Raw genomic sequence first — 24,220 nt, forward strand, 5'->3', positions numbered from 1 at the left:
CAACGTCATGTCCCGCAACGACCAGGTCACGGCATCGGGGCGAACTCGGGCAGCGCAAGGGCTGAGTGGGCCGGCCGTGCTGTTGCGGAGGGCATGGTGTCGAGGCCACGCAGCATGGTGTTGCGTTGCTCCAGGGCCCGCGCCGTGGTGGGGAAGAACGTGGCCGCACCGTTGTCGACCAGTGCCTGATTCATGGCCACGAACTTGCGAACGCCGCGTTCGTATGCGGCGAAGGCCGCAGTGTGGTCCCGGTTCCTGGCCAGGGCGTCGGCGAGCACGTAGGCGCCGACCAGCGCGAGGCTTGAGCCTTGCCCGGTGAGGAACGAGGGCGCGTACGCGGCGTCGCCGACGAGCGTGACGCGGCCGCTGGACCAGTGGGGCATGCGGATCTGACCGGCCGTGTCGAAGAACAGGTCATCCGCGTCGTGCATGGCGTTGACCATGCGAGGCACCTCCCATCCCGCGCCTGCGAAGACCGTGGCGACCAGGTCCCGCTGGGCGCCGGGGTCCCGGAGGACATCGACCGGCGGTTCCGGCCGGTGGAAGTTCAGGAAGGCGTGCAGCTCGTCGTCGTCCCCGACGGCGTAGAGGGCGGCGGCTTTCCCCGGGGTGTTCCACACCATGAGCTCGCGGGAGAGTCCGAAGGTGTTCGGCATGGTGAATACGGCGAAGCAGTACCCGAGGTAGTGGTGGAACTGTTCTTCCGGGCCGAACAGGGACTCCCGGGTAGGTGAGTGCATGCCGTCGGAGCCGACCACCAGGTCGAACGTGCGCCGTTGCCCACTGTGGAAAGTGACGTCGACCCCGTGCCCGGACTGGTCGAGGGTGGCGATGGAGTCGTCGAACAGGAACTCCACGTCGTCGCGGACCATCGCGTAGAGGATCGCGGCCAGATCCCCACGACGCACCTCGAGGTCCTGTCCCTCGGCACCGCCCGCGACGGCACGCGAGGTGAGTGAGGCCACTTCACCGCCATCGGCGTCGAGGAAGGTGCAGCGACGTGTGTCGATGTGCGCGTCCCGCAGTTGCGGCAGTATTCCCATTCGCCGGACCACCTCCGTCGCGGTACCGCGGACGTCGATCGGGTAACCACCGTCGCGCGGCGCGCCGGCCTTCTCCACCACGGTGACCGCGCATCCTGACCGGTGCAGCCAGTACGCCAGCGCGGGTCCGGAGATACTGGCCCCGGATATCAGGACTTTGCGCTTCCTGGTGGCGCTCACGTTCATCGACGGACCGGTGGGTGTCATGCCTGGACTCCTTTTTTCGTGAAACGGACAACGAGCAGTGACGACGCGGCGACCAGGCCGGCAACGGCGAACCCTGTGACGAAGGCCGATTCAGCCGGCTGGCCCGTCATCGGCTCGGCCCCGGCGTCGAGGATCGCGCCGGCGACCTGGGCGCCCAGGGCGACGCCGATCACGCGAGTGACCACGAGCAGGCTGGTGACGATGCCGGTGTCCTTGGTCTCGGCGGCGGTGGCGGTGCCGGCAAGCAACGCCGTGGTGCCGACGCCCGCGGCGAACGCGGTCAGCACCTTCGCGAGGACGAGCTGCCATTCCGCGGTGTGCAGCGCCGCCAGGGCGATCATGGTGGCCGCCGTGACGAAGGTGCTCACGATGACCACGGCGCGCGGACCGAAACGCCGCGCCGCGATCCCGCCGACCGAATCGCTTACCGCCCCGGCGATGGCGCCGGGCAGCAGGAACAGTCCGATGTCGGTGGTGCCGGCTCCAAAGCCGTACCCGTCGGCCGATACCGCGAACAGCTGGGGGAGGAGAAGGAGCACCATTCCGGAACTGGTGGTGAGGACGAAGGTGAGCACACCCGCGTGCCACATCGCGGGCTTCGCCAGCATGCGCAGATCGACCATCGGCGAGGCCGCCCGGCGCTCGACGACGACCCACCCGGTCGCGAGGGCGGCCACGACCACCGCGATGGCACCGACCGCCAGTGGCGGTACGCCGCCGTCCCTCGTCACCGTCACGAGCCCGAGCATGAACGCGAGCAACGTGCCACTCAGCAGAACCGTGCCAGGCCAGTCGATCCCGCCGTCCGATCGGATCGGCGGATCATCCGGCATCAGCCGAGCCACGACCGACGTCGTCGCGATGATCACGATCGTCGGCAGCGCGAACATCCACTGCCAGGACAGTCCTTCCGCGATCGGCCCGGCAACCAGCGTCCCCACCATGCTGCCGCCCGTGAACAGCGAGAGGACCAGCCCGATCGCCGTCTGTGACTCCCCTGTCGTGAGGTGCTTGCGCACCAGGATGAAGGAGAGGGGCAGCGCACCCACCATGACGCCCTGCAACACCTGGCCGAGCAACAACACCGGCAGGTTCGGTGCCAGGCCGGCCATCAGACCACCCACCGAGACCACGGCCATCAGCCGGACCAGCACCCGCTTTCCGCCGTAGCGGTCGCCGAGTTTGCCCGCGACGGGTGTGACGACCGCGCCGGTGATGAGCAACGCGTTGCCGATCAAAGCCCCTTCGGCAGGACTGACCCCCAGCTCGCGTTGCAGCAGCGGGAGGGCGGGCTCCACCACTGACTGCAGGGTGCCGAGGGCGAGCGCCAGGATGCCGAGGGCACCGATCGACAGCCACCCGAGGCGGACCGGGGAGACCACGACTTCGGATACGGGCGTCCTCTTCATCGGCGTTCACCCGGGAGGCCGAACACCTTCTGCGACTCGGTGCCGGGCGTGGAGAGGTCCTCTTCCTCCCTGGCCGGCGTCCTGGTGCCGGCGGCGACGGCCGGCACCAGGACACCCAGCCGCAGACCGCCCACGAGCCGGCGCCGCCGGGAGGCCCACCGTCCGATCCGGTAAAGGAAAGTCGTCACTTGCTGATCACTCCAGACACCACTGGACAAGGGACAAGCGCGGGATCTCGCGCGCCTCCCACACTTCCCTGCGGCGCCCTGGCGGGCATCGTCCCCCGCAGCCGTCTCGGCCTGGTGCACCCGGACCAGGCACTCGCCTGTTCTGGTGCCTACGCACTACAGGCCGCCCCGGGCCGGGGCGGGACTTGACCGGAAGTGTGGTGGCCCGAGCGACAGCCGGACTGTCCCGCCCCGGGCGGACGAGCGGCGGTGCCCCAGCGTTCCCGGATGACCCGAAGCGCCTTCTGAGGGGTCGATGCCGCGGGTGGCGGCATGTTCGATGACGGCGTCCTCGGAGCCGGAGTCGGCCCATGCTTTGGAGACGGGCGCGTGCGGCCGGCGATCCTTCGGGCGGGGTCGAAGCCCTGGTCGGTGAGGCGGACGTTGGCGGGGTCTTGACGGTCTGTGAGCCGAGGAGGCAGGTGCCGGGGCGGAGAGTCGTGGGGGAGATGGCGCCCGGGAGATGCCGGTGCGGTCGACGCAGAGGACGGCGTCCACGAGGTCGCGCAGGTCGTGGGTGGGGCGGCGGACGCCGACTCGGGCGTCCCGCCGGGCTTGGAGGGCGGGGCGGATGAGTTCCCATCGGGCGTCGGACAGGCCGCCGGGGTAGCGTCGCCGGGGCCGCATGTGGATGGAGGACGGAGCGAGCGGTTCACTCCTGTGATTCAGGGCTTGTCCCCGTGAACGGGGGTGACGTGGCGAGCGGGCCGCTGGCGTGATCCGCCGCAGGTCCCCGTGCAAGGGAACGAGCGCCTACTCGGAGGCCTGCTCCGGCCGGGTGGCGGACGCGGCTGCAACGGCCGTAGCCAGTGGATCGCGGGCCGGGCGGCCGAGGAGGCCGGTGAGGTCGGGGGCGGTGCCGCCCAGGAAGCCGTGTCGGACGCCGGTGGCGATCGAGGCGAGCATGGGTGGCTGGAACGGCAGGAGTCCCGGCGTCCCGTCGAGGAGCCTGCGCCGGTACTCTCCCAGGCCGATGGTGCGGTGCGGGACCCCGAGCCGGTCGGCCACCTGGCCCGCCGTGATCGGCGTACCGACAAGGTCATGGACCCGCCCACTGTGCCGTGTCGGCTGCGCCGCAACGGCCGCCGCGGCATCGGCGAGATCCTCCCGCGCGACCGCGGCCAGGGCTCCGTCCCCGAACGCGGACTCCACGCCGTCTCCGGCCCACATCAGCAGGCCGCCGAACAGTTCGGCGTACAGGCCGTTGCGCAGAATCGTCCACGGCAATCCGCTCGCCTGCACGAGGCGTTCGGTGGCACGGTGCGCGAGAGCGAAACCGAGATGGTCGCCGGCCGTGGTCAGGCTCGTGTAGACGACGTGGCCGACGCCGTCGCGGACGGCGGCGTCCAGGACCGCCGCGTGCCGGGCGACGACCTGGTCGTCCTCGGCATAACCGGCGGAGACCAGCACCAGGGTCGACACCTCGGCAAGATCGAGACTCGCGTGGTCGTCGAAGTCGAGACGCCGCATCCCCTCGCCCGGCGTGCGGCTGCCGCCCGTCGCGGCGACACCGCGGGCGCGCAGCGCCGCAAGGGTGGCCGAGCCGAGGTTCCCGTTCGCTCCGGTCACCAGGATCATGTCAGTCACAGTCTTCCGTCGTGGTTCTCATCGGTAACTACGCTTGATCCTTGATCACACGCCCGCCGGCCACAAGAAGGCAGTCTGATGTCACCCACGCACACCGGGGTAACCGCCCCCGCCGACCTCGACCCCTGCGGACGCGAGGACCACCCCGACTGCGGCATCCGCGACGTCCTGGACCGCATCGGGGACAAATGGTCGGTGCTCGTGATCGTTGAACTAGCGAGCGGACCGCGTCGGTTCCGTGAACTGCAGCGCGCCGTCGACGGCATCTCCCAGCGCATGCTCACGCTCACCGTGCGCAGGCTCGAACGGGACGGCCTCGTGCTGCGCACCGTCTACCCGACCGTCCCGGCCCGGGTCGACTACCGCCTGACCGAGACCGGGGCCGGCCTGACCCACCTGGTCAAGGAACTCGCCGACTGGTCGCTTGCCCACCGTGCCGTCATCACCGAGGCGCGGCACGCGTACGACCAGACACACCCCGGCCATGACATCCGCTGACGAGAACCGCTGTCACCGCACGCCGGTCGTCCGGCACGGCCGCGCTGCCGACAACGTCATGACCCGCAACACCCAGTGCTCCAGCCGGACTTCTCCGTCACCGCTGACGACGGCTTGGACGTGGGGAGTGCCGCGGGACGGTGCGGGGTGCGGGGCGGCCGTGCGGACCGTCCCGCGAACGTGTGCCCACGCGCGTGCAGTGACAGCGCGCCGAGCAGCCCACTGCGCGGACCGCCCGGCCCGACGGTCCGCGAGGACGGCCGGCAACCCGCCGAACGAGCAGGTCACTTCGCCCTTGCAGGACTACGGCACCTGCTGCCCACAGCCGCTGGGCGCCGACCGCCTCCGCGACGGCCTGCCGCCCGACGCCGAACGGCAGGCCGGCTCCTGGATCGAGGTGTCGGTCACCACCGAACACGGTCACGCGGTCACGCAGGTCAACGACGGCCTCGGTGTCCCCGCCGACGAACGCCAGGCGGTCCTCCGCCGCTTCCACCACCGCGCCGACCCGAGCGGCACCGGACTCGGCTCGGCGGCCGCCCGTCAGACCACCGAAGCCCACCGCCGCTGTCCATGCGCCGTCATCGATCGGGGCCTCGGACTCGGGATCCCCATCGCCGTCACCGGGAAGCACGCCCGGTGCGGTGGCACGCCGCGATCGCTTCGGCCGCACGGATCACCGAGTCGCCCCCCATGGCCGGCAAGACCGGTCGCGCCGCAACGGCGGGAGGTGCCGAACGCCTCGGCGACCGGGGCGTCGGCGCCGCGCGAAGTACCGGACTACGACAGGCGGTCCGTGCCGTCCTCGGGGGCGGCGTGGGCCAGGCCTGTCCGGTAGGCGATGACGACGAGTTGCGCCCGGTCGCGGGCCCCCAGCTTCGTCATGGCGCGCTGTACGTGGGCGCGGACGGTGAAGGGACTGAGGAACATCCGCTCGGCGATCTCCTGGTTGGACAGGCCGGTCGCGACCAGAGCCACCATCTCGCGTTCACGCGGGGTGAGCGCGGCGAGCTGTTCGGAGCGGTGCGGTGGGACTGCCTCCGGTGTGGCCAGGAAACGGGCCACCAAGGAGCGGGTGGCGGCGGGGGACAGAAGGGTGTCGCCGTCGGCGATCGTACGCACGGCGTCCGCCAGGTCCGCGGCCCCGATGCCCTTGCCGATGAAGCCGCCGGCCCCCGCGCGCAGCGCCTGAGCGACGTACTCGTCGGTCTCGTACGTGGTGAGGATCAGTATGCGGCTGGAGCGCAGTTCCGGGTCCGCGCAGATCTCAGCCGTGGCGGTGAGCCCGTCCACCTCGGGCATGCGGATGTCCATGACCACCACGTCCGGACGCAGTTCCCTGGTGAGTCTCACCGCCTCCCTGCCGTCGGCGGCCTCGCCGACCACGGTGATGTCGTCGGCGCTGTCGAGCAGCATCCGGAAGGCACCGCGCAGCAGGGCCTGGTCGTCCGCTAGCAGCACCCTGAGCGTCACGGTGCACCCCCGGCCTCTCCGTCGCCCGTCCGTTCGTCGCCCGTCACCGCGTCCGGCATTCGTCCCCCGATGGTCGTCGCTCCGTCAGGCCTTTGCGCCGTCTCCTTGACGGGCGGGAGGGGCAGCTGGGCGGAGACGAGGAAACCGCCCTCCGGGCGCCTGCCCGCGGAGAGGTGTCCCCCGACCGCGGTGGCACGTTCACGCATCCCGATCAGACCGTAACCGGGCGGACGGTCCGGCACCGTCGACGCGCTTGGGCCCGGGGACGCGGTCGACGCCGTACGAGGGCCCTTCCCGTCGTCGGCGACGGTGATGGTCACGCGATCGCGTCTCCAGGCGAGGCGCACCCGGGCGCTGCCGGTACCGGCGTGCTTGGTCACGTTGGTCAGGGCCTCCTGGACGATGCGGTAGGCGGTGAGGTCCACTCCCGGCGGCAGCGGCCTGGCCGTGCCCTCCTGGTGCACCGACACCTCCAGGCCCGCACGGCGGAAGGACTCGAGGAGCGCAGGAAGCCGGGACAGCCCGGGCGCCGGTTCGGCGGGCGCCGCCGCGTCCCCGGACTGGCGCAGCAGACCGACCGTGGCCCGCAGGTCGTCGAGCGCCTCGGCGGTGGTCTCGACGAGCTCCTCGAGGCTCTTGCGGGTCTGTTCCGGACGGGTGTCGAAGAAGTGGGCGGCGACCGTGGCCTGCGCGTTGGCCAGGGTGATCTGATGGGCCACGAGATCGTGCAGTTCCCGGGCGATGCGCACCCGTTCCTCGGCCACTCTCCGGCGCGCCTCGCTGTCCCGGCTCTCCTCGGCCCGCCGGGCCCGCTCCTCCACGGCCGCCAGGTAGGCCCGCCGGTTGCGCACCGAGTGACCCAGGACACCGGCCACCAGAGGGAAAACCGCCACCACTCCCATCCTGCTCGCGTCCTTCCACGAGAAGTCCCCGAACAAGGGGATGGAGGTGACCAGCGCCGCGGAAGTGAGCAACACCGCGCTCGCCGCGTGCCGTTCAGTGCGCGCGGCGAGCGAGTAGGAGTAAGCGGTGATCACGGCGGGGGCCACGATGAGCGGGGTGAGCAGGAGGCCCAGGGGCGGCACCAGCACGCCGACCGCGGTCGTGGCCGCCAGGGCGGCCAGCGGCGCCCGGCGCCGCACCGGCAGCACGGCACAGGACACCACGGCGATGAAGTAGGCAGCTGCAGGCGGCGCTGACAGCGTGTCGTCGACCTGCATCACCCCGCCGAGCAGACAGAACGCGAACGCCGTCGCCGTGACCGCCGCTTCCCCCCACCGTGCGCCGCGTGGTCGCGGACCGCCGTCACCTGGTTTCGTCATGGCCGGCTCAGTCCCGGCCGACGGGGAGCCGCCGCACCGCTGCGGCGGGCCCGGTCGCGTGGGCAGGGACACACCTGCTCAGTGCCTCACCCTCGATGTCGACGTTCGGCAGCACACGGTTCAGGATAGGAGACGGCCACCAGGCGCGGCGGTCGAACTGTGCCGGAGGCGTGGGTGCGATCGTCGTCCGTCCCACGGAGGCATCGGAGGCGACGGCGCCGGATGCGGTCCTGGACGCGGTGCGCGCGGTGATGGGCCGCCAGATGCTGCAAGGAACCGCCGCCGCAAGAGGTGTCGGTGAGGAGGGCCTGGTGGCGCAGGTCCCCGTCCGGGTCGAACAAGGAGAGCTGGGCGCCGGGGTGCGGACGTTCGCGGCGCATGATGATCCGGGTGTCCTCCAGGCAGCCGTCCAGCTCGATCATGCCGGTCAGCTCGGCGACCTGCGCACCGTGACGCAGGGTGCCGTCCTGTTCCAGCGCGGCGGACCGGCCTGGTGACGGGGTGTCCGACGGAAGGGAAGGGGTGGATGCCGCGCGTGCGCGGGGTCTGTACGCGGATCAGGATGCTTTCGCGTCTCCCGCACCGTCCGCGCGGATGAGGACGTCGTGACGGTGGGCGTAGGGGACCTGCACGAGTGCGGCATCGAGGACGGTGATGTGGTCGGCGGCGGCGTTGCCCGCACTGGGCAGGGCGGCCAGGGCTGCGCCGGTGTTGTCCGGGAAGCACAGCAGCGAGTGACAGCCGAAGCCGTGTTTGCAGGCCGGTGCTGCCTGCTCCTCGTCGGAGCGGCAGGTGACCAGGGCGGCGTCGATGTCCAGGACGAGACCCGGCAGCTCCCGGCCGTCCGCGTGGGCGCGGGGATCCGGCCTCGGTCTCGGCCGCCTGCAGCCGGGCGACCTCTCGTGCTGCCGCACGAGTGATGCTCGGACGCGAGAGAGTGCCGGGGGCGATGTCGGCCGGCAGGCGCCGGGCGGTGGGGGCGGCGACCACCGGGCCGACACCGAAGACCTCGGGCTGGTGGTGCAGCAGGGCCAGGCCGGCGATCGCTTGCCGCCGTCGGTGAGCATCGCTGCAGGACCGGTCGTGATCCGCCCGGGGCGTGGCGGGTGCCGAGTGGGCGCAGGTGCCGGCGTAGCGCATCGCTGGAGGCTCCGGTCAGGCCGGTGGCGTCGGCGAGACCGGCCGGCAGGCCGGATCCTCCGTGGCGGGGGCCTGCCCGGACGCCCGGGGTCGGGACCGCGGTCTGAGGTGCGGTGTGCGCCTGCGGGCTGATCGGCGTCCCTGAACGGGCCACCGGTTGGACCGCGAAGACCGGGCCGGGGCCCGACGACGCGCGCTCCCCTCCTTCCTACCTTCGGAAGTGTTCTCCCCGGAGACAGCGCGAAAGCAGGAACTACCAGCTCAAGGACGAACTGAAGAGGATTCGTCCGGGCACATCTCTTCCGAAGAGGGCGACGAAGATGCTCCTCACCGACCCGCACACCACGACCGCCCACCAGGCCGTTCTCACCCTCCCTTCCCGGGAGGTCTCGGTTCCCGGCTCCCGCCGCTTCACCGACGATCAGCTTCGCCGCTGGGGCATCGCCGAGGACGAGCGGGACTCTGCCGTGCTGGTCGTCGACGAGCTCGCTGCGAACGCGGTCCAGCACGGCCACGCCGATCTGACCGTGTGCCTGGCCCTTGAGGAGAACCTGCTGGTCATCACCGTCACCGACTCCGGGCCCGAGGTCACGCACGAGGACCCGCGGTCGCAGATGCCCGCCGACGAGCACGGTCGCGGCACCTGGATCGTCGAGTTCCTCGCACTGTGGACCGAGATCCACGACAGCGATGAGGGCCGCCAGGCCCGCGTGGGCCTCCACGTCACTGCCGCTGCCTGACCGCAGAACATCGACAGCAACCACCGTCAACCCTCGGTGACCGGCACGCCGGCCCTGCACCCAGGAAGAAGAGCCATGGACTCCATGCACCCGCACCACGCCGCCCCGCCGGCACCGTCCGGCGCAGCCCCCGCGACACGGCAGCCCAGACTCTCCCCGCGGGAGGAGGAGGTCCTGCACTACATCGCCCAGGGATGCACGTACGGGGGCACGGCCCGCCGTATCGGCGTCTCCGTCCACACCGTCGACGGCTACCTGCGCCGCATCCGATCCAAATTCGAGATTCGTACGTATGCGGAACTCGTGCGACTGGATCTGTCACTCGGTCTGTGACCGATCCGGTCAATCGAGAGGAGGATCGACAGACAGTCGCGTCGAGCTGGGGGAGGGCCCCGCGCGTGGCCCGTGTCCACGGACTCACGGATCCTGACGGCCCGCTCTGCAGGAGCCACCGCGAGAAGAAGACCCCCGAAAAAGGGTGCGGCCCCGTGGAAACCAGACTCAAAGCCGCTGAGGACATCGCCGCGCTATGCACGGGCCCGGTCCTCCTCCGCAGGGAGCTCCTGCATCAATAGGCAAGGAAATGTCGAGAAAGGTATGTCCATGAAGCACATGATGCGGATCACGACCGCACTCGCGGTACTGATTCCTGCGATATTCTTCGGCGCTACCGCAAAAGCGCAGGGCGGAGAACGCGACCCGCGGGTGAACGAGGCAGTGAAGAAGAGCGCTGTCGCAGAGGTCATGTATCAGGCGACCGTCTGTGAGCAGCCGCAGGAGCCTGTCAGCGGCTCGTTCGAGACGGAAATCAACCTCTACGGCGCCGAGGAGGGAGTGACCGACAACGACGTCGAGATACTGCTGCTCAGCACCAACCCTCTGTTCGACGCAGGAAGCTTCCACATCGCGACGGGCGGAAAAGCGACAGTGAGCGGAGGAGTCACCACGGAGAATCCGTGGACGATCCCGGATGTTCCCTTCGACGACTGGGACGTCGCGTACGATCAGGGCACTGGCCAGGTCCAAGCACAGCTGGTGAAGGCTTCGGACAGCTCTCTCATCGCCTGGCCGGTCGACCTCATCTCCGATTGCCTTCCCGCCGGTGTGCAGGTACCCGAGGGTGACCAGGTGCTCCAAAACAAGATCGCGGAAGGAGCAATCATGGAAGGCACCCTGACGGACGAAAAAGGAGACCTCCACATCGAGGGAGGGTTCTACAACGCTTCTGGATCAGTCGCGTTCGAGATGAAGGTGACCTACTGATCAGTTGGCCTCGATCGTTCACGAGTCCTCGTCGGTCTGCTGACGGGGACTCCGCGTCCGTGTGGTGGGATCTTCGCGGGCCGGGTCAGACCGAGGGCCCGGCTCTCGCGTCGGGCGGGCGGCGGGCCTCGCCGGTCAGGGCGAGCACCGGCAGCCAGGCGAGGGTGCCGAGTGCGGGGGGAAGGATCTCCAGCCGGATCGGGTTCTGGGCCGTGTCGTGCAGGGGCGGGGTACGCAAGGCCGGTGTCACGGGCGCCTCGGGCGCGGTCCTCGCAGCGGGCCCGTCGGCGGTGGCGTAGTTCGAGGTCGGTGAAGCGCAGCCGGACGCCGGGGGGCGTTCCTCGGCGCGCAGCGAGGGGCGGGGCAGGTGGTCCGCGTGGAGGAGTTACGGGTCGGTACCGGCGTAGACGTGCCGGGCCCGCATCGTCTTCACCCGGGCACCGTCGGCCTCGCCCACGCGGGGCACGACACTCCCCTACGGTGCCCCGCCCCGGCCCATGACAAAGTCGCTGATCCGCAGGCTCATGGCCTTGCCGATCCGCGCCCCGCTCTCCGCCGGCAACGCGAACAGGAACCGGTCGCGCAGGCTCCCCGGCACTCGCCGCGCTCACCGTCCCGGACCGCGCAGCCGCCCAGGATCTGCCGCCGCAGCAGCACCGACGGCCGGTCACGGCGACCGGCCCGACGCACCCGCACCGGCGAGGAGGCGGCCGGGGCGAGAGCATCGCCCGGGCCGGAGCCCGACGCGGAGCCCCGCGCAGCAGCCCTCTTGCGGCCGGCACTTCGCGCACTGCCGCCTGCCGGCGGTAGGAAGAGACCAGCGCGGCAAGCCGGGACTCGCTCCCGGGGATGACTTCAGGCGGACGATGCCGTGCTCGACCCGGATACGTCGTGAGGAGTGCGCCTTGCGCTGCCGCTCGTACATCTCCTCCCACCGGTCCGGGCGTTGCCTTTGAACGTGCGGTGCGGGGATGTCACCACGTGCCCCGGGTCCGCGCCCCGAGGCCCTGGTGGTCGGCATCGGCGAGGATCTCCACCGCGGGGCCGTCAGCCGAGAACGTGACCAGCCCCAACTGATGGGCGTGCGTGATGTCCGCGCAGCTGCCGGGCTCGGGCGGGCTGCAGTACAGCACTCGACCGTCCCCGTCCGTGAGCACCACGGCCTCGACGGCGTCCTGTTTGCTCTTGCCGGAGACGGACCTGTCCCGGTCCTTGCGTTCCGGGGGCTGGCGGTGCGTCCTCACGCGGCGAGCAGCAGCCGCACCTCATCGACGGACCAGGCGACGGTGGAACGGCCCGCGTGGAGCCAGCAGGCCGGCACGTCCTGGGGGCGTCCCGTGGCGGAGATGCACGAGCGTGGCCAGGCGCAGACTGAGGCCCCGGCACCCGGGTTCAGGCCGGGTACCGGGGCCGTGACGGAGGGTCACTCAGCCGCGGACGGCGTCCTCGAGACCGCTGCGTGCGGCCTCGATCTCGTTGAGGGTCTGGGCCAGCCGCAGCATCAGCTTCTGCTGCTCGTCGATCGTCTTCTGGCCGACCCGCTTGTCGTGCAACGCGGCCTCGATCTGCTGCCGCACCGAGGCCGCGCGCGCCTCCAGGCCGGTGTCCACAGCGTCGGCCAGCGCGCGCAGCCGCTCGCCCACGCCGCAGGCGATCTCCCGCGCGGTGTCCGGTGCCTGGCTGCGGATGCCGTCCGCGATCTCCTCACCCACCTTCTCCCGGACCTTGTTCGTCATCCGCTCCAGCCTGCCGGGGAACAGCAACAGGGCCGTGGCCGTCAGTGCCGCCATGATGCCCAGCGGCCCCAGACCGACCATGAGGCCGATGACCAGCACGGCCAACTGGGGGAAAACCGCCCGGACCATCTCCCCGGCGCCGAAGCGGGCCCCGATGGCCCCGAGGCCCGGGTCGAGCAGCACGGTGCCGCCGAGCCCGGCGAGTACACGCTCCAGCGGGGGACCGGCCCCGTCGTCCATGCTCAGCTTCCGGTTGCCGGACACGGTGTCCATCACCTTGTGGGCGGTGTCCAGGAAGTGCTCCAGGTCCGTGCTGACGCCCTCGTGCAGCTTTGCCGTGCTCTCCTCCAGCAGCGGGGCCAGCGTGTCCTGGGTCCAGGTGAAGGCCCGGTCCTTGATCCACTGGTCCACGACCTCCGCGAGCTCCTCGACCACGGCCTCGACCTGCTGCTTGTGCGTGAGCGGGTTGGCACCCAGCTTGTGCTCCAGCTCCGCCTGCAGGGTGAACTGCGGGCACTCCTCGGCCAGTGTTGCGAAGAGGCTCCGCGCGGCGGCCTCGACGTCCTGCTCGATGGCTGTGATCTGCATCGCCAGCGACCCCGCGATGGTCCGGCGCTGCTGCTCGAGCAGCTCCAGCTGCGGCTGCGCGGCCTCGTAGTTGGCCTCCAGCTCCTCCAGGGACTGGTGGTACATCGCCTGCCGGTCAGCCACCATCCGCCTGGCGTCCTGCACCTTGTAGCGCAACTCCCGCGCCGGACCCAGAAGCTTCGCGCGCCCGCGCTCCTGGGCCAGGAAGGTCCGCAGCGCCCTGTCGAACTCGGGCAGCCCGGACACGGCCACCGCCTGGGGATCGGCAGCCGTGCAGCCGTCCAGCGCGCCCTTGGCGTCGAGGAAGAAGATCCGCTCGGGCTTCACCCGCAGCGGTCGGCCGTCGGCGCTGATGCGGGTGACCCGGGCGGTGGCGACCTCGATGACCCGGTCGCGCTCCTCCTCCGGGACCAGGTTGATGCGGTTGTAGACGAAGAACATGTCCTCCTGGCCCAGCGGCAGCAGCCGGTCGACCAGGAAGTCCCGCTCGTTGATCCCCATGGGCTGGGTGCAGTCCAGCACGTAGACGCAGGCGTCGGCCTGGGTGAGGTACTCGAAGGTGACCCGCTCGCGTTCCTCGTCATCGTCCGTGCCCGCCGTGTCGACCAGCTCCACCCCGTTCTCGCACAGCGGCAGCGGGTAGTACACCTCGCAACGCTCGAACCGGCTCTTGCGCTCCGGCTGCTCGTTGTCGATCACCACGTGCGCCGCCAGCTGCTCCACCGGAATCCGCACCTGAGCACCGCCGTCGCGCGGGTGAAGCACCGCGTAGGGCTCCTCGCCGTACCTCACCTCGATCGGGATCTCCGTGGTGGGCACGGCGAAGGCCGGCAGTACCTCGCGGCCCAACTCACTGTTGATCACTGTGGACTTGCCCCGGCGGAACTGGCCGAGGAACACCACCTTGAACACGTCCCGGTCGACCTTGGCCGCCAGCGCGTCCATCGCCGTGACAGCCGCGGTGTCCCCGAGGTCGGCGGCCACCTTGCGCAGACGCTGGATCACCTCGATGAGCTCCTGCTTCCGGGCCTTGAAACGGGCGAGGTCGTTGTTACCCATGTTCGTGATCTCCTTCTTGTCGTTCATCAGGATGTCGTCCACCAGCGGTGAGCGACCGCTGAGCGGACGGGGAGAGGGGAGGCCGGTCCACGGCCTCGCCTCCCCGGGGCTGGCACACGGCAGGCCACCGGCCCGCCCGCACGGCTCGTGCGGTTCCCCACACGCTCGCGCGCTTCGCCTCGGCCGTGGCCGCGGCGAAGCCGGGCGTTGTCTCCGGGGAGAACACTTCCGAAGGTAGGAAGGGAGGGAGCGCGGGTCGTCGGGCCCCGGCCCGGCCTTCGCGGTCCAACCGGTGGCCCGTTCAGGGACGCCGATCAGCCCGCAGGCGCACACCGCACCTCAGACCGCGGTCCCGACCCCGGGCATCCGGGCAGACCCCGCCGCCCGGGGGATGCACCCCCCATCCGGGGGGCGTATCGGGCGTGTGAGCGGGGAGGACGCTGAACCCAGCCACCTAAGAGGCCGGCGGCTGCACCCGAGCCCGGCTCCGGGCCGCGGCCACGTGTGCTCGGGGCCTGGGTGCGCTGTCCCGGGACGTCGGTGACACGGGTGCTGGGTGCTTGAACGGGGGAGGGCCTTCTGGATTCGGTGTGGACTGCGACGTCTACCGCCGGCCGCCAGGGGCCCGTGTCCCACCGTGATGCCCCGCTGACGCCGACCGGCGGGCTGCGTCCGGCCCGGTGCGTCCGGCAGCACGTTGCGGCACCGCCGCCTCCACCGCGCACCGCATCCTGTGCCGCAACAACCTGCCGGCCCCGGCCACGCCGGACCGGGCCACCGGCGAACCAGGGCGCCGCTGCGAAGGTGCCCGGCCCGGCGAACTGATCCACACCGACGTCGAGGAACTCGGCCGCATCTCCGACGGCGGGTACCGCACCCGGGGCCGTGCCGAAGGCCGACGCAACCGGACCGGGAACGGCTGTGCCTACGCGCACACCGCCCCGGACGACCACACCCGCCTCGTCCGCACCGAAGACCTGCCCGGCAAGACCACCGGCACCTGCGTCGGCTTCCCCACCCGGGCTGCCGCCCGGTTCGCCGCACGCGGCATCCCGACCGGACGGGTCCTCACCGACGACGTCCGGGCCTGCCCCGAGAACACCTGGCGCCAGACCCGCCGCGAACCGGGCACCGGCCCCCGCTGGACCCGGCCCTGCGGCCGTGGACCAACGGCAAGGCCGAACGTTTCCACCGCACCCTGCTCGAGAACGGACCCACCAACGGCCCCACACCTCGGACGCCGAACGGCAGGCGGCGTTCCCCGACTGGCTGGACCGGTACGACCACCGCCCCCACACCGGCATCGGCGGCCACACCAGCCGGCCGCGTCACCAACCTGTCCGATCAGCACACCTAGTGCCGGCCTGCGTCCTGCGGCATCGAGTCCGGTGTTCCGGTGTTCCGGTCGGCGGGCACCCGGCGGCCGGGCCTGCGGTCAGCCGGCGCTTTCCGGGAAGTGGTGGAGCTTGACCAGGCCGGTCTTGTAGGCCAACATCACCGCCTGCGCCCGGTCCCGCAGCCCCAGCTTCTGGTAGATGTGCCCCACGTGCGTCTTGACGGTTTTCTCGGCCAGCGTGAGCTGCCCGGCGATCTCGGCGTTGGACAAGCCCTGGGCCACCAACTCCAGGACCCGCAGCTCTTGCTCGGTCAGCACCTCCAGCGTCTGGGGGACGGACCGGTGCTCCGCCGGCAGCAGGGGAACGAACCGGTCCAGCAGGCGCCGGGTCAGGCCGGGGGCGACCACCGCATCCCCGGAGTACACCGTCCGCAGCGCGGCGACCACCTCGGACGGTGAGGACTCTTTGAGCAAGAACCCGCTGGCGCCGGCTCTGAGGGCGGCGAAGGCGTTCTCGTCCGCATCGAAGGCGGTCAAGATGAGCACCCGGGGCCACTCCGCTCCGGAGGCGCGGATGCAGCGGGTGGCCTCCACCCCGTCCATCGGCTTCATACAGACGTCCATGAGCACCACGTCGACGTCGGTGGTGCGCAGCTGCTCCAAAGCGGCGGTGCCGTCACCGGCTTCGGCGACGACCTCGATGTCGGGCGCGTCGGACAGCACCGTGCGGAATGTGTGTCGCGGTATCCACTCGTCGTCGACGATCATGACCCGGATCGCCATGCGTCGCTCCCTGGGCTCGGATCAGGCGGCCGACCGCCGGCGGTGTTCACCGCCTGATCCCCAGCCTGCCTCGTGCCGAGTCGGCGGGCCACTTGCGGTGGTGATCCGGCCAGAGGGCGCTCAGGCCGCCGGGGCGTAGGGCAGCCTGGCCTCCACCCGGAACCCGCCCTGCTCGGTAGCCCCGGCGTGGAACTGGCCGCCCAGCACCTCGGCCCGCTCGCGCATGCTGACCAGCCCCAAGCCCCCGCTGGGCAAAGCGCCGGCAGGCCGAGAGCCCGGAGCGGCGTTCTCCACCACCACCTCCACTACCTGGGGCAGGTAGCGCACCACCACCTGGGCCGGGGCGTCCCCGGCATGCTTGTGTGCGTTGGTCAAGGACTCCTGCACGATGCGATACGCCGCCAACTCCATGATCCGACTGGCCGGACGTGCCGGGCCTTCCACGTGCAAGTCCACCGGTGCCCCGGTGGTGCGCACTTGGGTCACCAACGGCGTCAGATCCGCCAGCTTCGGCTGCGCCGCCCCCACCTCGGCCGGCTGATCCGACTGCAGCGCCCCCAGCACTTGGCGCAGCTCGGCCAAAGTCTGCTGTCCCAGTCGGCCGATCAGTTCAGCGGCGGCCGCGGTGGCCTGTGCACTCCGGGCGGCTTGGACTTGAGCGGTGTTGGCGTGCATCACCATGTGGGTGATGCCGTGGCCGACCACATCGTGCATCTCCCGGGCGATGCGGGCCCGCTCCTCGGCCTGGGCTCTGGCGGCCAGCAGGTGTCGTTCGCGTTCGAGCCGGACGGCATGCTCCCGCAGGCCTGCGATCACTTGGCGGCGGGTCTTGACATACAGGCCCAGTCCGACTGGAACCACGATAAAAGGTATCAGGTTATAGACCAGGCCCGACAGTATTGAGAATTTATTCCCGGCAACATTGTAGTGCAAGATGTTGACCACCCACAGCGATGTCGCGGTGAGAGTGACCACTGTCAGGGCGCGCCGGGATGTGCTGGAAAGCGCCAGTACATACAGTCCGGCCGTGACCGGGAGAACGATGGCCCACCAGGTGAGAGCGACGTCAGGGAAAAAGAATTGGCCGCGAAGGGGAGGCAAGAAGCCGTTGAACCAGAAGTGGAAAGCGAATAGTCCGAGGAGGACGGGAGGCAGGGGACGGCGATGGTGCACGCACCATCCCGACACCACCGGCGTCACGACATCGATCACCCAAGTGACCGCCAGTATGGACAGGAATTCACCCGACCCCTCGTCCTGGTAGGAGTGCCATGTTCCGATCAGGTCCAGCAGTGCCGCGGGGAAGGCGACCGCGGCCAAGGCCCGCCAGGCCCCTGAGAGTGCCAGCGCGTACAGGCCGCCCCACAGCATGATCTTGACGGCCCACCAGGTGAGGCCGGATTCCGGGATGACGGTGTGGTGCAAGGGGGGCAGCACGGGGGCGCCGAAGTACAGGAGGCACAGGCCCAGGCCGGCCAGGGCCGGGGGCAGGGGGTGACGGCGGTGCTTGAGCAGCAGGAGGCCGGTCCCCACTCCGACCGCGAGGGTCCCCAGCGTGACGAGGAGCGGCGACACCGGCCCTCCGGCCCACGTCCTGGTCCGGGCGATCCGCAGCGCTGCCGTCGCACACACCAGCGCCCCGACCAGCACGAGCAGGCCCTCGACGGCACTCGGGCCCCGCCAGGGGAGTTGCCGCCACGCTGGGGCAGTCCTGTCCACCGGATCGCGGGGCTCAGGAGCATGAGCCCGAGCCGCCGACGGAGCCGCTCGCTGGGCGCGGGTGACCGAGCCCGCCGACCGCGGCTGAGCCGTATCGGACTCCTGGGCGTCGCTGCGGCGCAGCACGACGAGGACCTCGCGCAGCTGGGCCAAGGCCTGTCGGCCCGCATCCCCCAGGTGGCCGATCCTCTCGGCGGCGGTCCGCGGATCGGTGACCGCCCGTGTGGCCAGCGCGTGGGCCTGGCCGATCATGTCGGTGACCCGGTGGGCGACCACGTCGTGCATCTCGCGGGCGATGCGGGCCCGCTCGTCGGCGCGGGCCCGGTCGGCCAGCAGGTGTTGCTCGCGCTTCAGCAGCTCCCCGCGCTCGCGCAGACCGACGATCAGCCGTCGACGGGTCTTGACATACAAACCCAGCCCGACCGGCATCAGGATATGGACCGCCATGCCCTGGGTCAGGATCCGTAGAAAAATGTCAGGACTTTCGGTGCGGTAGGTGAGCCATTGGGTGAAGGCGACCACGGCGGTTGCGGTGAGGATGACCGCGATCAGGGCGGACCGGGATGCATTGGAAACGGCCAGTGCATACAAGCCGGATATGAGCATGATGGTGAGGACCCAAGAGGTGGTCTCGGGTGAGGGGAAGGCGAAGAATCGCTTGCCGAAGGGAAAGAAGATGCCGTACTCGAGAAAGTACACGCCCAGCACGAGCAGGGCGGCGGGCAGCGCACGCCGGTGGCGTACACACCACCCCAGCACCACCGGTACCACGACATCGGCCGTCCAACGAGACGCCGACATCGCCAGGAACGGCCCGGTTCCCTCGTCCTGGTAGGAGTGCCATGTTCCGATCAGGTCCAGCAGTGCCGCGGGGAAGGCGACCGCGGCCAAGGCCCGCCAGGCCCCTGAGAGTGCCAGCGCGTACAGGCCGCCCCACAGCATGATCTTGACGGCCCACCAGGTGAGGCCGGATTCCGGGATGACGGTGTGGTGCAAGGGGGGCAGCACGGGGGCGCCGAAGTACAGGAGGCACAGGCCCAGGCCGGCCAGGGCCGGGGGCAGGGGGTGGCGGCGGTGCTTGAGCAGCAGGAGGCCGGTCCCCACTCCGACCGCGAGGGTCCCCAGCGTGACGAGGAGCGGCGACACCGGCCCTCCGGCCCACGTCCTGGTCCGGGCGATCCGCAGCGCTGCCGTCGCACACACCAGCGCCCCGACCAGCACGAGCAGGCCCTCGACGATCGTGACGCTGCGCCAGGAAGACCAGCGGGTCACTCGCTGCGCAGGAGACCGGATAACGGCACGAAAGGAGAGTGTTCGGGCCACGCGGCATCACTCCACGCAGTGCCACGACGTTGGTAGGGGGTGCGGAACTGGTGACCTCGCGTAGTCGGTCGTCGCGCACGGGGGACTCAGCCTGGGGCCACGGGCCGATATCCGACCTGAGTGTCCTGAAGGCGGGAGGCGCCCGCTGACTCGGGGTGATGGGAGTTGTCGAAGCTCCCGGCAACCAGCCTGAACGGACACCTCTCCAGTGCAATTGTTTCACGCTCCCGGCAAGACCCACGCGATCTTCGATGACGAGCACGTGAGCGGTTGCGCCGGGCTGGTCCTGGCCATGAAGGGCTGAGCGGTGAGGCCGGCGGAGCAGCCCGCCGGGACCGGCGCGCAGAACGCCCGGAGCGAGGGAAGGGCTACGACCCACGTGGCCAGGGCACGGCGAGTGCTGTACGCGGCGGGCGCAAGCAGAAGGAGCCACGCAACCGGCGAGTTGTCCCCCAGGATCCTGCCCCCGAGAAGCCCGCCTCTGACGGACAGCCCAGTACCGCCCCCTGCTGTCCGGTGATGGCGACCGCCGGGCCCACGGTGCCTGACCCGTACCGTGCGTTCGGCGCGCCGATGACCGGCTCGAGGCGTCCGCGCGCCTCGCACGAGGGATCCGGAGCCGGATGCGTGTGCGCCGAGGGCTCGGACAGGGCCTTCGCCCTGGACGGCTCCTGCCGATCGGCCGGCCGCACCACGACCGCGACGCCCCGCGCAGCCCGGGCACGGGAGTGCAGCCGAGCCCCGAACTCCTCAGGGCGTGTTTCAGATGCGGCCCGAGGCCGCTGGTTCGTTACTCCTGGCGCAGAGAGGCGAGCCAGCGGTCGTCCTGGAACTCAGCGGGAACCTCGTCCTCCCGAGGATCGATCCCGCGGCGCTCCAGCTCGTCGAACCATCGGTCCCGCTGCGACTCGGGGAGGCGTCGTCCGCACCAAGGGCAGAAGTCGATCGTGACGCTCGACGTACCGCCGTCATGGATGATCAGCCCGTACTCCTGGAACCTGGCGCTGAACCCAACCAGCGCGTCCGGGCAGGAGGAGGGGTCGTCGTGCTGGTCGCAGCACACGTTCACGCGGCTGGTCATCGCCTCGCAGCAGTGGTCGGTCATGACCCCGGCTTCCCGTCGGTCGGCATCGTGACCAGAAGTAGATCACGGTCTGTGATGATCACCGGGCGCACGCGGAGACCTGACGGATGCGCAACGGGTGCTTCGGGTGCGGGGCCTGTGCGGTGGCCGGTGCCCGGGGACGCGCGACGGCCTCGGGTGCGGGTGGCCGGTGCCGGTGGTGCGGTGCCGGGGCGTGGCTTGTCGTCGGGTTCGTTGCCGGGTCCTGCGGTGTTCGGGTGCCGGGCCCGGGCGGGGCCGGCCGGTGGGCGTGGCCGGTGCTGGTCCCGCGGGGAACCTGTGCGGGCCACGCCCGTTGCGGGTGACTTGCCGCTGCTCGGGCGATATGAAATACCTGAAGAGAGGCTGTTCAACGCTCGCCGGGAAGACCCAGTCCGGGCCGTCCTGGAAGAGGGAGCGCCATGACGGGAGCGTACGAGGCCGGCGGGCGGGTGATCGCCGGGCGCTACCGGCTCCTGCGTCGGCTCGGCGCTGGTGGCATGGGACGGGTGTGGCTGGCCCATGACCAGGAACTGGCGTGCGAGGTGGCCCTCAAGGAGATCATTCTGCCGCCGGGCGTCCCGGAGGGCGAGGTGGGTTCGCGGATCGCGCGGGCCCGCGCTGAGGCACAGCATGCCGCGCGGCTGCGCAACCATCCTCATGTCGTCACCGTGTACGACATCGTGGAGTCGGGCGGTCTGCCGTGGATCGTCATGGAGTTCGTACCCGGTGCCACGGACCTGGAGGCGGTGGTGCGCGAGCGGGGGCCGCTGCTGCTCGCCGATGTCGCCCGGATCGGGCTGGCGATCCTGGACGCCCTGCTGGAGGGGCACCGGCTCGGCGTGCTGCACCGGGACGTCAAGCCGGCCAATGTCCTGCTGACCGATACCGACCCGCAGTCCCCCCATGGTGCGGAGGGCGGTCGGGTGCTGCTGACCGACTACGGCATCGCGCTGGGGCCGAGTACCGGCGAGCCGCGTCTGACCGCCCCCGCGGAGATCATCGGGACGGTGCGCTTCATGGCTCCCGAACGACTCCGCGGTGAGACGCCCACCGCGGCCTCCGACCTGTTCTCCCTCGGCGGCACGCTGTACTTCGCGCTCGAGGGGACCGGCCCCTTCGACCGTGACTCCGACTGCGCCATGCTGAGTGCCCTGCTGTCGGAGTCTCCAGCTCCGCCGCGCCGGGCGGCGGAGCTGGCCCCGGTCTTTCTGGGGCTGCTGGCCAAGGATCCCGCGCAGCGGATGGGCGGTGACGAGGCCGCACAGCGGCTGACCTTCATCGCCGCCCAGCCCGGCCCGTCCGGTTCGCGGTCCTCGGCTCTCCCCCCGCTGCTGCCGCCGGCCGAACCGGCCGAACCGGCCGAACCGGCCGAACCGGCCGAACCGGCCGAACCGGCCGAACCGGCTGGAGTGGCTGGAGTGGCTGGGCGGACCGACGGCGGGTCGTCGCGCTCGGCGGGGCCGGAGCCGCTGACCGAGTTCCTGCCGCCGGCCGGTTCGGCCGGTCCGCCCCTCAAGCCGCCGCCGTCCAAGGACTCCAAGGACGAGGAGACCGGGCCGCGGCTCCGTCCGCGGCGGCCCGGGCGCCGGCGGGCCGGGCTCATTGCGGGGGCGGTGGCGGCGGTGCTGGCCGCGGGGGGCGGTATCTACCTGACGCAGTCGCCCTCCCCGGGTCCTGAACCGTCCCTGATCCGGGTCGGTGATTTCCCCGATGGGGTGGCGGTGTCCCCGGACGGGGACCGGGCCTACGTGGCCAACAAGAGCTCGGATTCGGTGTCGGTGATCGACACCGAGACGAACCGCACGAAGGGTGCCCCGATTCCCGTCGACGGTTCCCCGAAGGGGGTGGCGGCGTTCGGGGACCGGGTCTACGTGACCAGCCTGGCCTCGGCCTCCGTGTCGGTGATCGACACCGAGACGAACAAGGTGGAGCGGACCATCGACGTCGGCCGCGGCCCGCAGGGGGTGGACGTGTCCCCGAACGGGGACCGGGTCTACGTGACCAGCCTGGCCTCGGCCTCCGTGTCGGTGATCGACACCGAGACGAACAAGGTGGAGCGGACCATCGACGTCGGCCGCGGCCCGCAGGGGGTGGACGTGTCCCCGAACGGGGACCGGGTCTACGTGACCAACTTCAGCTCCGGTTCGGTGTCGGTGATCGACACCGAGACGAACAAGGTGGAGCGGACCATCGACGTCGGCCGCGGCCCGGCAGGGGTGGCGGTGTCTCTGATCGGGGACCGGGCCTACGTGGCCAACGGGAGCTCGGGCACGGTCTCGGTGATCGACACCGTGACGAACCGCAAGATGGGCAAACCCATTCCCGTCGGCCGGGGCCTGCAGGGGGTGGCGGTGTCCCGGATCGAGGACCGGGTCTACGTGACCAACGGGAGCTCGGGCACGGTGTCGGTGATCGACACCGAGACGAACAAGGTGGAGCGGACCATCGACGTCGGCCGCGGCCCGGCAGGGGTGGCGGTGTCCCCGGACGGGGGCCGGGTCTACGTGACCAACGGGAGCTCGGGCACGGTGTCGGTGATCACCATCTAACCGACCGGCGGCCGGCGGACCGACCGCGCCGACGACCGGGCCGGCTCCCCACCGCCGTAGGCCGCGGCGCGCAGGACGTTGCGGGTGGCTCACTCCCCGCGGGTCGGCACCCCCTCGGCAGTTCCTGCCGTTGCGGATCGGGAGCGTTTCCCGGGGCGTGCGGTCAGGCCCCGGGCGGCATACGTCGTGACAGCGGGGGACCACCGGCCGCCGGCACCACCGGTTCCGATGGGAACGCGCGGCCGGCGGAGGCTGCCTCACCTCAGGGCGGCGTGCAGCCCGGCGGGTTCCAGACGAGCGTGCCGTTCTCGTCGTAGTGGTAATCCGTGCAGGTCTCATGTGGTGCCGCCCTCGGTGATCCCATCGAGGCCTCCGCTGTTCGGGGCACCGCCTCGGCACCCGCCACGCCCGCCGTCCCGGCGAGCAGCGCAGCAGCGCACGCCGCGCCGGCGAGGTGCCGCAGGCGCCACCAGGAGCTTGTCGCCATGATGATCTCCTCAAGGGGTGTAGGGGCTGCTTACCCACCAGCGTGGAAGGCCGGCCATGACGGCGTCAACGGATCTTGAGAGCTTGTCACAAGGATGGGACATTTCATGACATCACGGACCTTCCGCACTGTCGTGGCCCTCCGTCCTCCCCCTTCCGCGCCCGGCGGGTCCTGCGGGTCCCGGACCCGTCACCCGCTTCCGGGAGGGGAGCCGGTGGCCGGGCGTCACAGCCCGAGGGCGATGGCCAGCCGCATGAGTTCTGCCGTGCTGGTGAGGCCGGACTTGACCCGGACACGGCGCAGATAGGCGTCGACCGTGTGCGGGGACACCCCCATGCGGCGGGCCGTCTGAGCGTAGGTGCGCCCTGCGGCGATGTGCCGCAGAACCTCCTGCTCGCGCGGGGCCAACGGGGCCTGAACGGGTGCGGGGGCTTCGGCGTACAGCGTGGGTGTGGCGTGCATGGGATTCACGGGGCTTTCTCCGACGGATCGGCTCGGTCATCACTGCTCACGCTCCGGGAAGCGGTCGATATGTACCGAGATGCCGCTGTTGGTGTGCTTCACGTAAAGGGCTCGGGACGCGGTTCCACGCCGTGCGTACTTTCCGGAAATTTTCTGCCCCGCCC

The 24,220-nt window shown here is 70.8% G+C and carries 20 protein-coding genes and 3 pseudogenes; 7 read left to right on the plus strand and 16 right to left on the minus strand.

Translation table 11 applies throughout. The annotated features are described in order from the left end of the window. Positions 1–26: 26 nt before the first annotated feature. The 5 genes and pseudogenes from FHS37_RS16125 to FHS37_RS16140 all read right to left on the minus strand — a co-directional run bounded on the left by FHS37_RS16125 (position 27) and on the right by FHS37_RS16140 (position 4,464). Complete coding sequence (locus FHS37_RS16125) at positions 27–1,250, minus strand: FAD-dependent monooxygenase (RefSeq protein ID WP_184821695.1); 1,224 nt, start codon at positions 1,248–1,250, stop codon at positions 27–29. Then, complete coding sequence (locus FHS37_RS16130) at positions 1,247–2,659, minus strand: MFS transporter (protein WP_184821697.1); 1,413 nt, start codon at positions 2,657–2,659, stop codon at positions 1,247–1,249. The genes FHS37_RS16125 and FHS37_RS16130 overlap by 4 nt, the downstream gene beginning before the upstream one ends. Continuing rightward, on the minus strand, positions 2,656–2,847 hold the full coding sequence (locus tag FHS37_RS16135) for a hypothetical protein (protein ID WP_229889860.1): 192 nt from the start codon (positions 2,845–2,847) through the stop codon (positions 2,656–2,658). The genes FHS37_RS16130 and FHS37_RS16135 overlap by 4 nt, the downstream gene beginning before the upstream one ends. A gap of 470 nt (positions 2,848–3,317) precedes the next feature. Continuing rightward, a pseudogene (locus FHS37_RS39400) lies at positions 3,318–3,513 on the minus strand (transposase); the annotation flags it as partial. Positions 3,514–3,639: 126 nt separating this feature from the next. Then, complete coding sequence (locus FHS37_RS16140) at positions 3,640–4,464, minus strand: NAD(P)H-binding protein (RefSeq protein WP_184822151.1); 825 nt, start codon at positions 4,462–4,464, stop codon at positions 3,640–3,642. A gap of 87 nt (positions 4,465–4,551) precedes the next feature. On the opposite strand from FHS37_RS16140, the gene FHS37_RS16145 reads away from it, so the two are divergent. Continuing rightward, positions 4,552–4,971, plus strand: coding sequence for a winged helix-turn-helix transcriptional regulator (locus FHS37_RS16145; RefSeq protein WP_184821699.1), 420 nt, complete (start codon positions 4,552–4,554; stop codon positions 4,969–4,971). A 780-nt stretch (positions 4,972–5,751) separates the two neighbouring features. Here FHS37_RS16145 and FHS37_RS16150 read toward each other — a convergent pair. Next, positions 5,752–6,444, minus strand: a complete 693-nt coding sequence (locus FHS37_RS16150) for a response regulator transcription factor (RefSeq protein WP_184821701.1) — start codon at positions 6,442–6,444, stop codon at positions 5,752–5,754. Continuing rightward, positions 6,441–7,766, minus strand: a complete 1,326-nt coding sequence (locus FHS37_RS16155) for a sensor histidine kinase (RefSeq protein ID WP_184821703.1) — start codon at positions 7,764–7,766, stop codon at positions 6,441–6,443. The genes FHS37_RS16150 and FHS37_RS16155 overlap by 4 nt, the downstream gene beginning before the upstream one ends. 95 nt (positions 7,767–7,861) lie before the next feature. On the opposite strand from FHS37_RS16155, the gene FHS37_RS16160 reads away from it, so the two are divergent. Beyond that, entirely contained in the window at positions 7,862–8,263 is a 402-nt protein-coding gene (locus FHS37_RS16160) for a hypothetical protein (RefSeq protein ID WP_184821705.1), read from the plus strand. A gap of 60 nt (positions 8,264–8,323) precedes the next feature. Here the strand turns inward: FHS37_RS16160 and FHS37_RS16165 are convergent, their stop codons facing one another. After that, complete coding sequence (locus FHS37_RS16165; RefSeq protein WP_184821707.1) at positions 8,324–8,680, minus strand: hypothetical protein; 357 nt, start codon at positions 8,678–8,680, stop codon at positions 8,324–8,326. 546 nt (positions 8,681–9,226) lie between these two features. On the opposite strand from FHS37_RS16165, the gene FHS37_RS16170 reads away from it, so the two are divergent. The 3 genes from FHS37_RS16170 (at position 9,227) to FHS37_RS16180 (ending at position 10,909) form a co-directional block, all read left to right on the plus strand. After that, positions 9,227–9,646 carry an ATP-binding protein gene (locus FHS37_RS16170; RefSeq protein ID WP_184821709.1) on the plus strand — a complete coding sequence of 140 codons (420 nt, stop codon included), beginning with the start codon at positions 9,227–9,229 and terminating at the stop codon, positions 9,644–9,646. 75 nt (positions 9,647–9,721) lie between these two features. After that, complete coding sequence (locus FHS37_RS16175; protein WP_229889859.1) at positions 9,722–9,979, plus strand: response regulator transcription factor; 258 nt, start codon at positions 9,722–9,724, stop codon at positions 9,977–9,979. Between the two features lie 270 nt (positions 9,980–10,249). Then, positions 10,250–10,909, plus strand: coding sequence for a hypothetical protein (locus FHS37_RS16180; RefSeq protein ID WP_184821711.1), 660 nt, complete (start codon positions 10,250–10,252; stop codon positions 10,907–10,909). Positions 10,910–11,030: 121 nt separating this feature from the next. Here the strand turns inward: FHS37_RS16180 and FHS37_RS39405 are convergent. The 3 genes and pseudogenes from FHS37_RS39405 to FHS37_RS16195 form a co-directional block, all read right to left on the minus strand. Further along, a pseudogene (locus FHS37_RS39405) lies at positions 11,031–11,280 on the minus strand (IS1380 family transposase); the annotation flags it as partial. Positions 11,281–11,883: 603 nt separating this feature from the next. Further along, the gene (locus tag FHS37_RS38820) at positions 11,884–12,153 is read right to left on the minus strand and encodes a transposase family protein (RefSeq protein WP_221499853.1); all 270 of its coding nucleotides are present in this window, start codon (positions 12,151–12,153) and stop codon (positions 11,884–11,886) included. A gap of 183 nt (positions 12,154–12,336) precedes the next feature. Then, positions 12,337–14,319: a dynamin family protein gene (locus tag FHS37_RS16195; protein ID WP_190012417.1), complete on the minus strand. Its 1,983-nt coding sequence runs from the start codon at positions 14,317–14,319 to the stop codon at positions 12,337–12,339. 647 nt (positions 14,320–14,966) lie between these two features. On the opposite strand from FHS37_RS16195, the pseudogene FHS37_RS16200 reads away from it, so the two are divergent. After that, a pseudogene (locus FHS37_RS16200) lies at positions 14,967–15,649 on the plus strand (integrase core domain-containing protein); the annotation flags it as partial. Between the two features lie 78 nt (positions 15,650–15,727). Here FHS37_RS16200 and FHS37_RS16205 read toward each other — a convergent pair. From FHS37_RS16205 to FHS37_RS16215, 3 genes are all read right to left on the minus strand, one after another. After that, positions 15,728–16,411: a response regulator gene (locus FHS37_RS16205; RefSeq protein ID WP_184821719.1), complete on the minus strand. Its 684-nt coding sequence runs from the start codon at positions 16,409–16,411 to the stop codon at positions 15,728–15,730. A 120-nt stretch (positions 16,412–16,531) separates the two neighbouring features. Next, positions 16,532–19,453 (minus strand): sensor histidine kinase, encoded by a 2,922-nt coding sequence (locus FHS37_RS39410; protein WP_184821721.1) that lies wholly within the window; start codon positions 19,451–19,453, stop codon positions 16,532–16,534. A gap of 790 nt (positions 19,454–20,243) precedes the next feature. Then, complete coding sequence (locus tag FHS37_RS16215) at positions 20,244–20,558, minus strand: DUF6980 family protein (RefSeq protein WP_184821722.1); 315 nt, start codon at positions 20,556–20,558, stop codon at positions 20,244–20,246. 419 nt (positions 20,559–20,977) lie between these two features. On the opposite strand from FHS37_RS16215, the gene FHS37_RS16220 reads away from it, so the two are divergent. After that, positions 20,978–23,107, plus strand: a complete 2,130-nt coding sequence (locus tag FHS37_RS16220) for a serine/threonine-protein kinase (protein WP_184821724.1) — start codon at positions 20,978–20,980, stop codon at positions 23,105–23,107. A gap of 262 nt (positions 23,108–23,369) precedes the next feature. On the opposite strand, the gene FHS37_RS16225 is transcribed toward FHS37_RS16220, so the two are convergent. Together FHS37_RS16225 and FHS37_RS16230 are read right to left on the minus strand one after the other, a co-directional pair. Next, positions 23,370–23,594, minus strand: coding sequence for a hypothetical protein (locus tag FHS37_RS16225; protein WP_184821726.1), 225 nt, complete (start codon positions 23,592–23,594; stop codon positions 23,370–23,372). Between the two features lie 225 nt (positions 23,595–23,819). Continuing rightward, positions 23,820–24,056, minus strand: coding sequence for a response regulator transcription factor (locus FHS37_RS16230; protein ID WP_184821728.1), 237 nt, complete (start codon positions 24,054–24,056; stop codon positions 23,820–23,822). Between the last annotated feature and the right edge of the window lie 164 nt (positions 24,057–24,220).

This window comes from Streptomyces griseomycini (assembly GCF_014203535.1).
Classification (GTDB): domain Bacteria; phylum Actinomycetota; class Actinomycetes; order Streptomycetales; family Streptomycetaceae; genus Streptomyces; species Streptomyces griseomycini.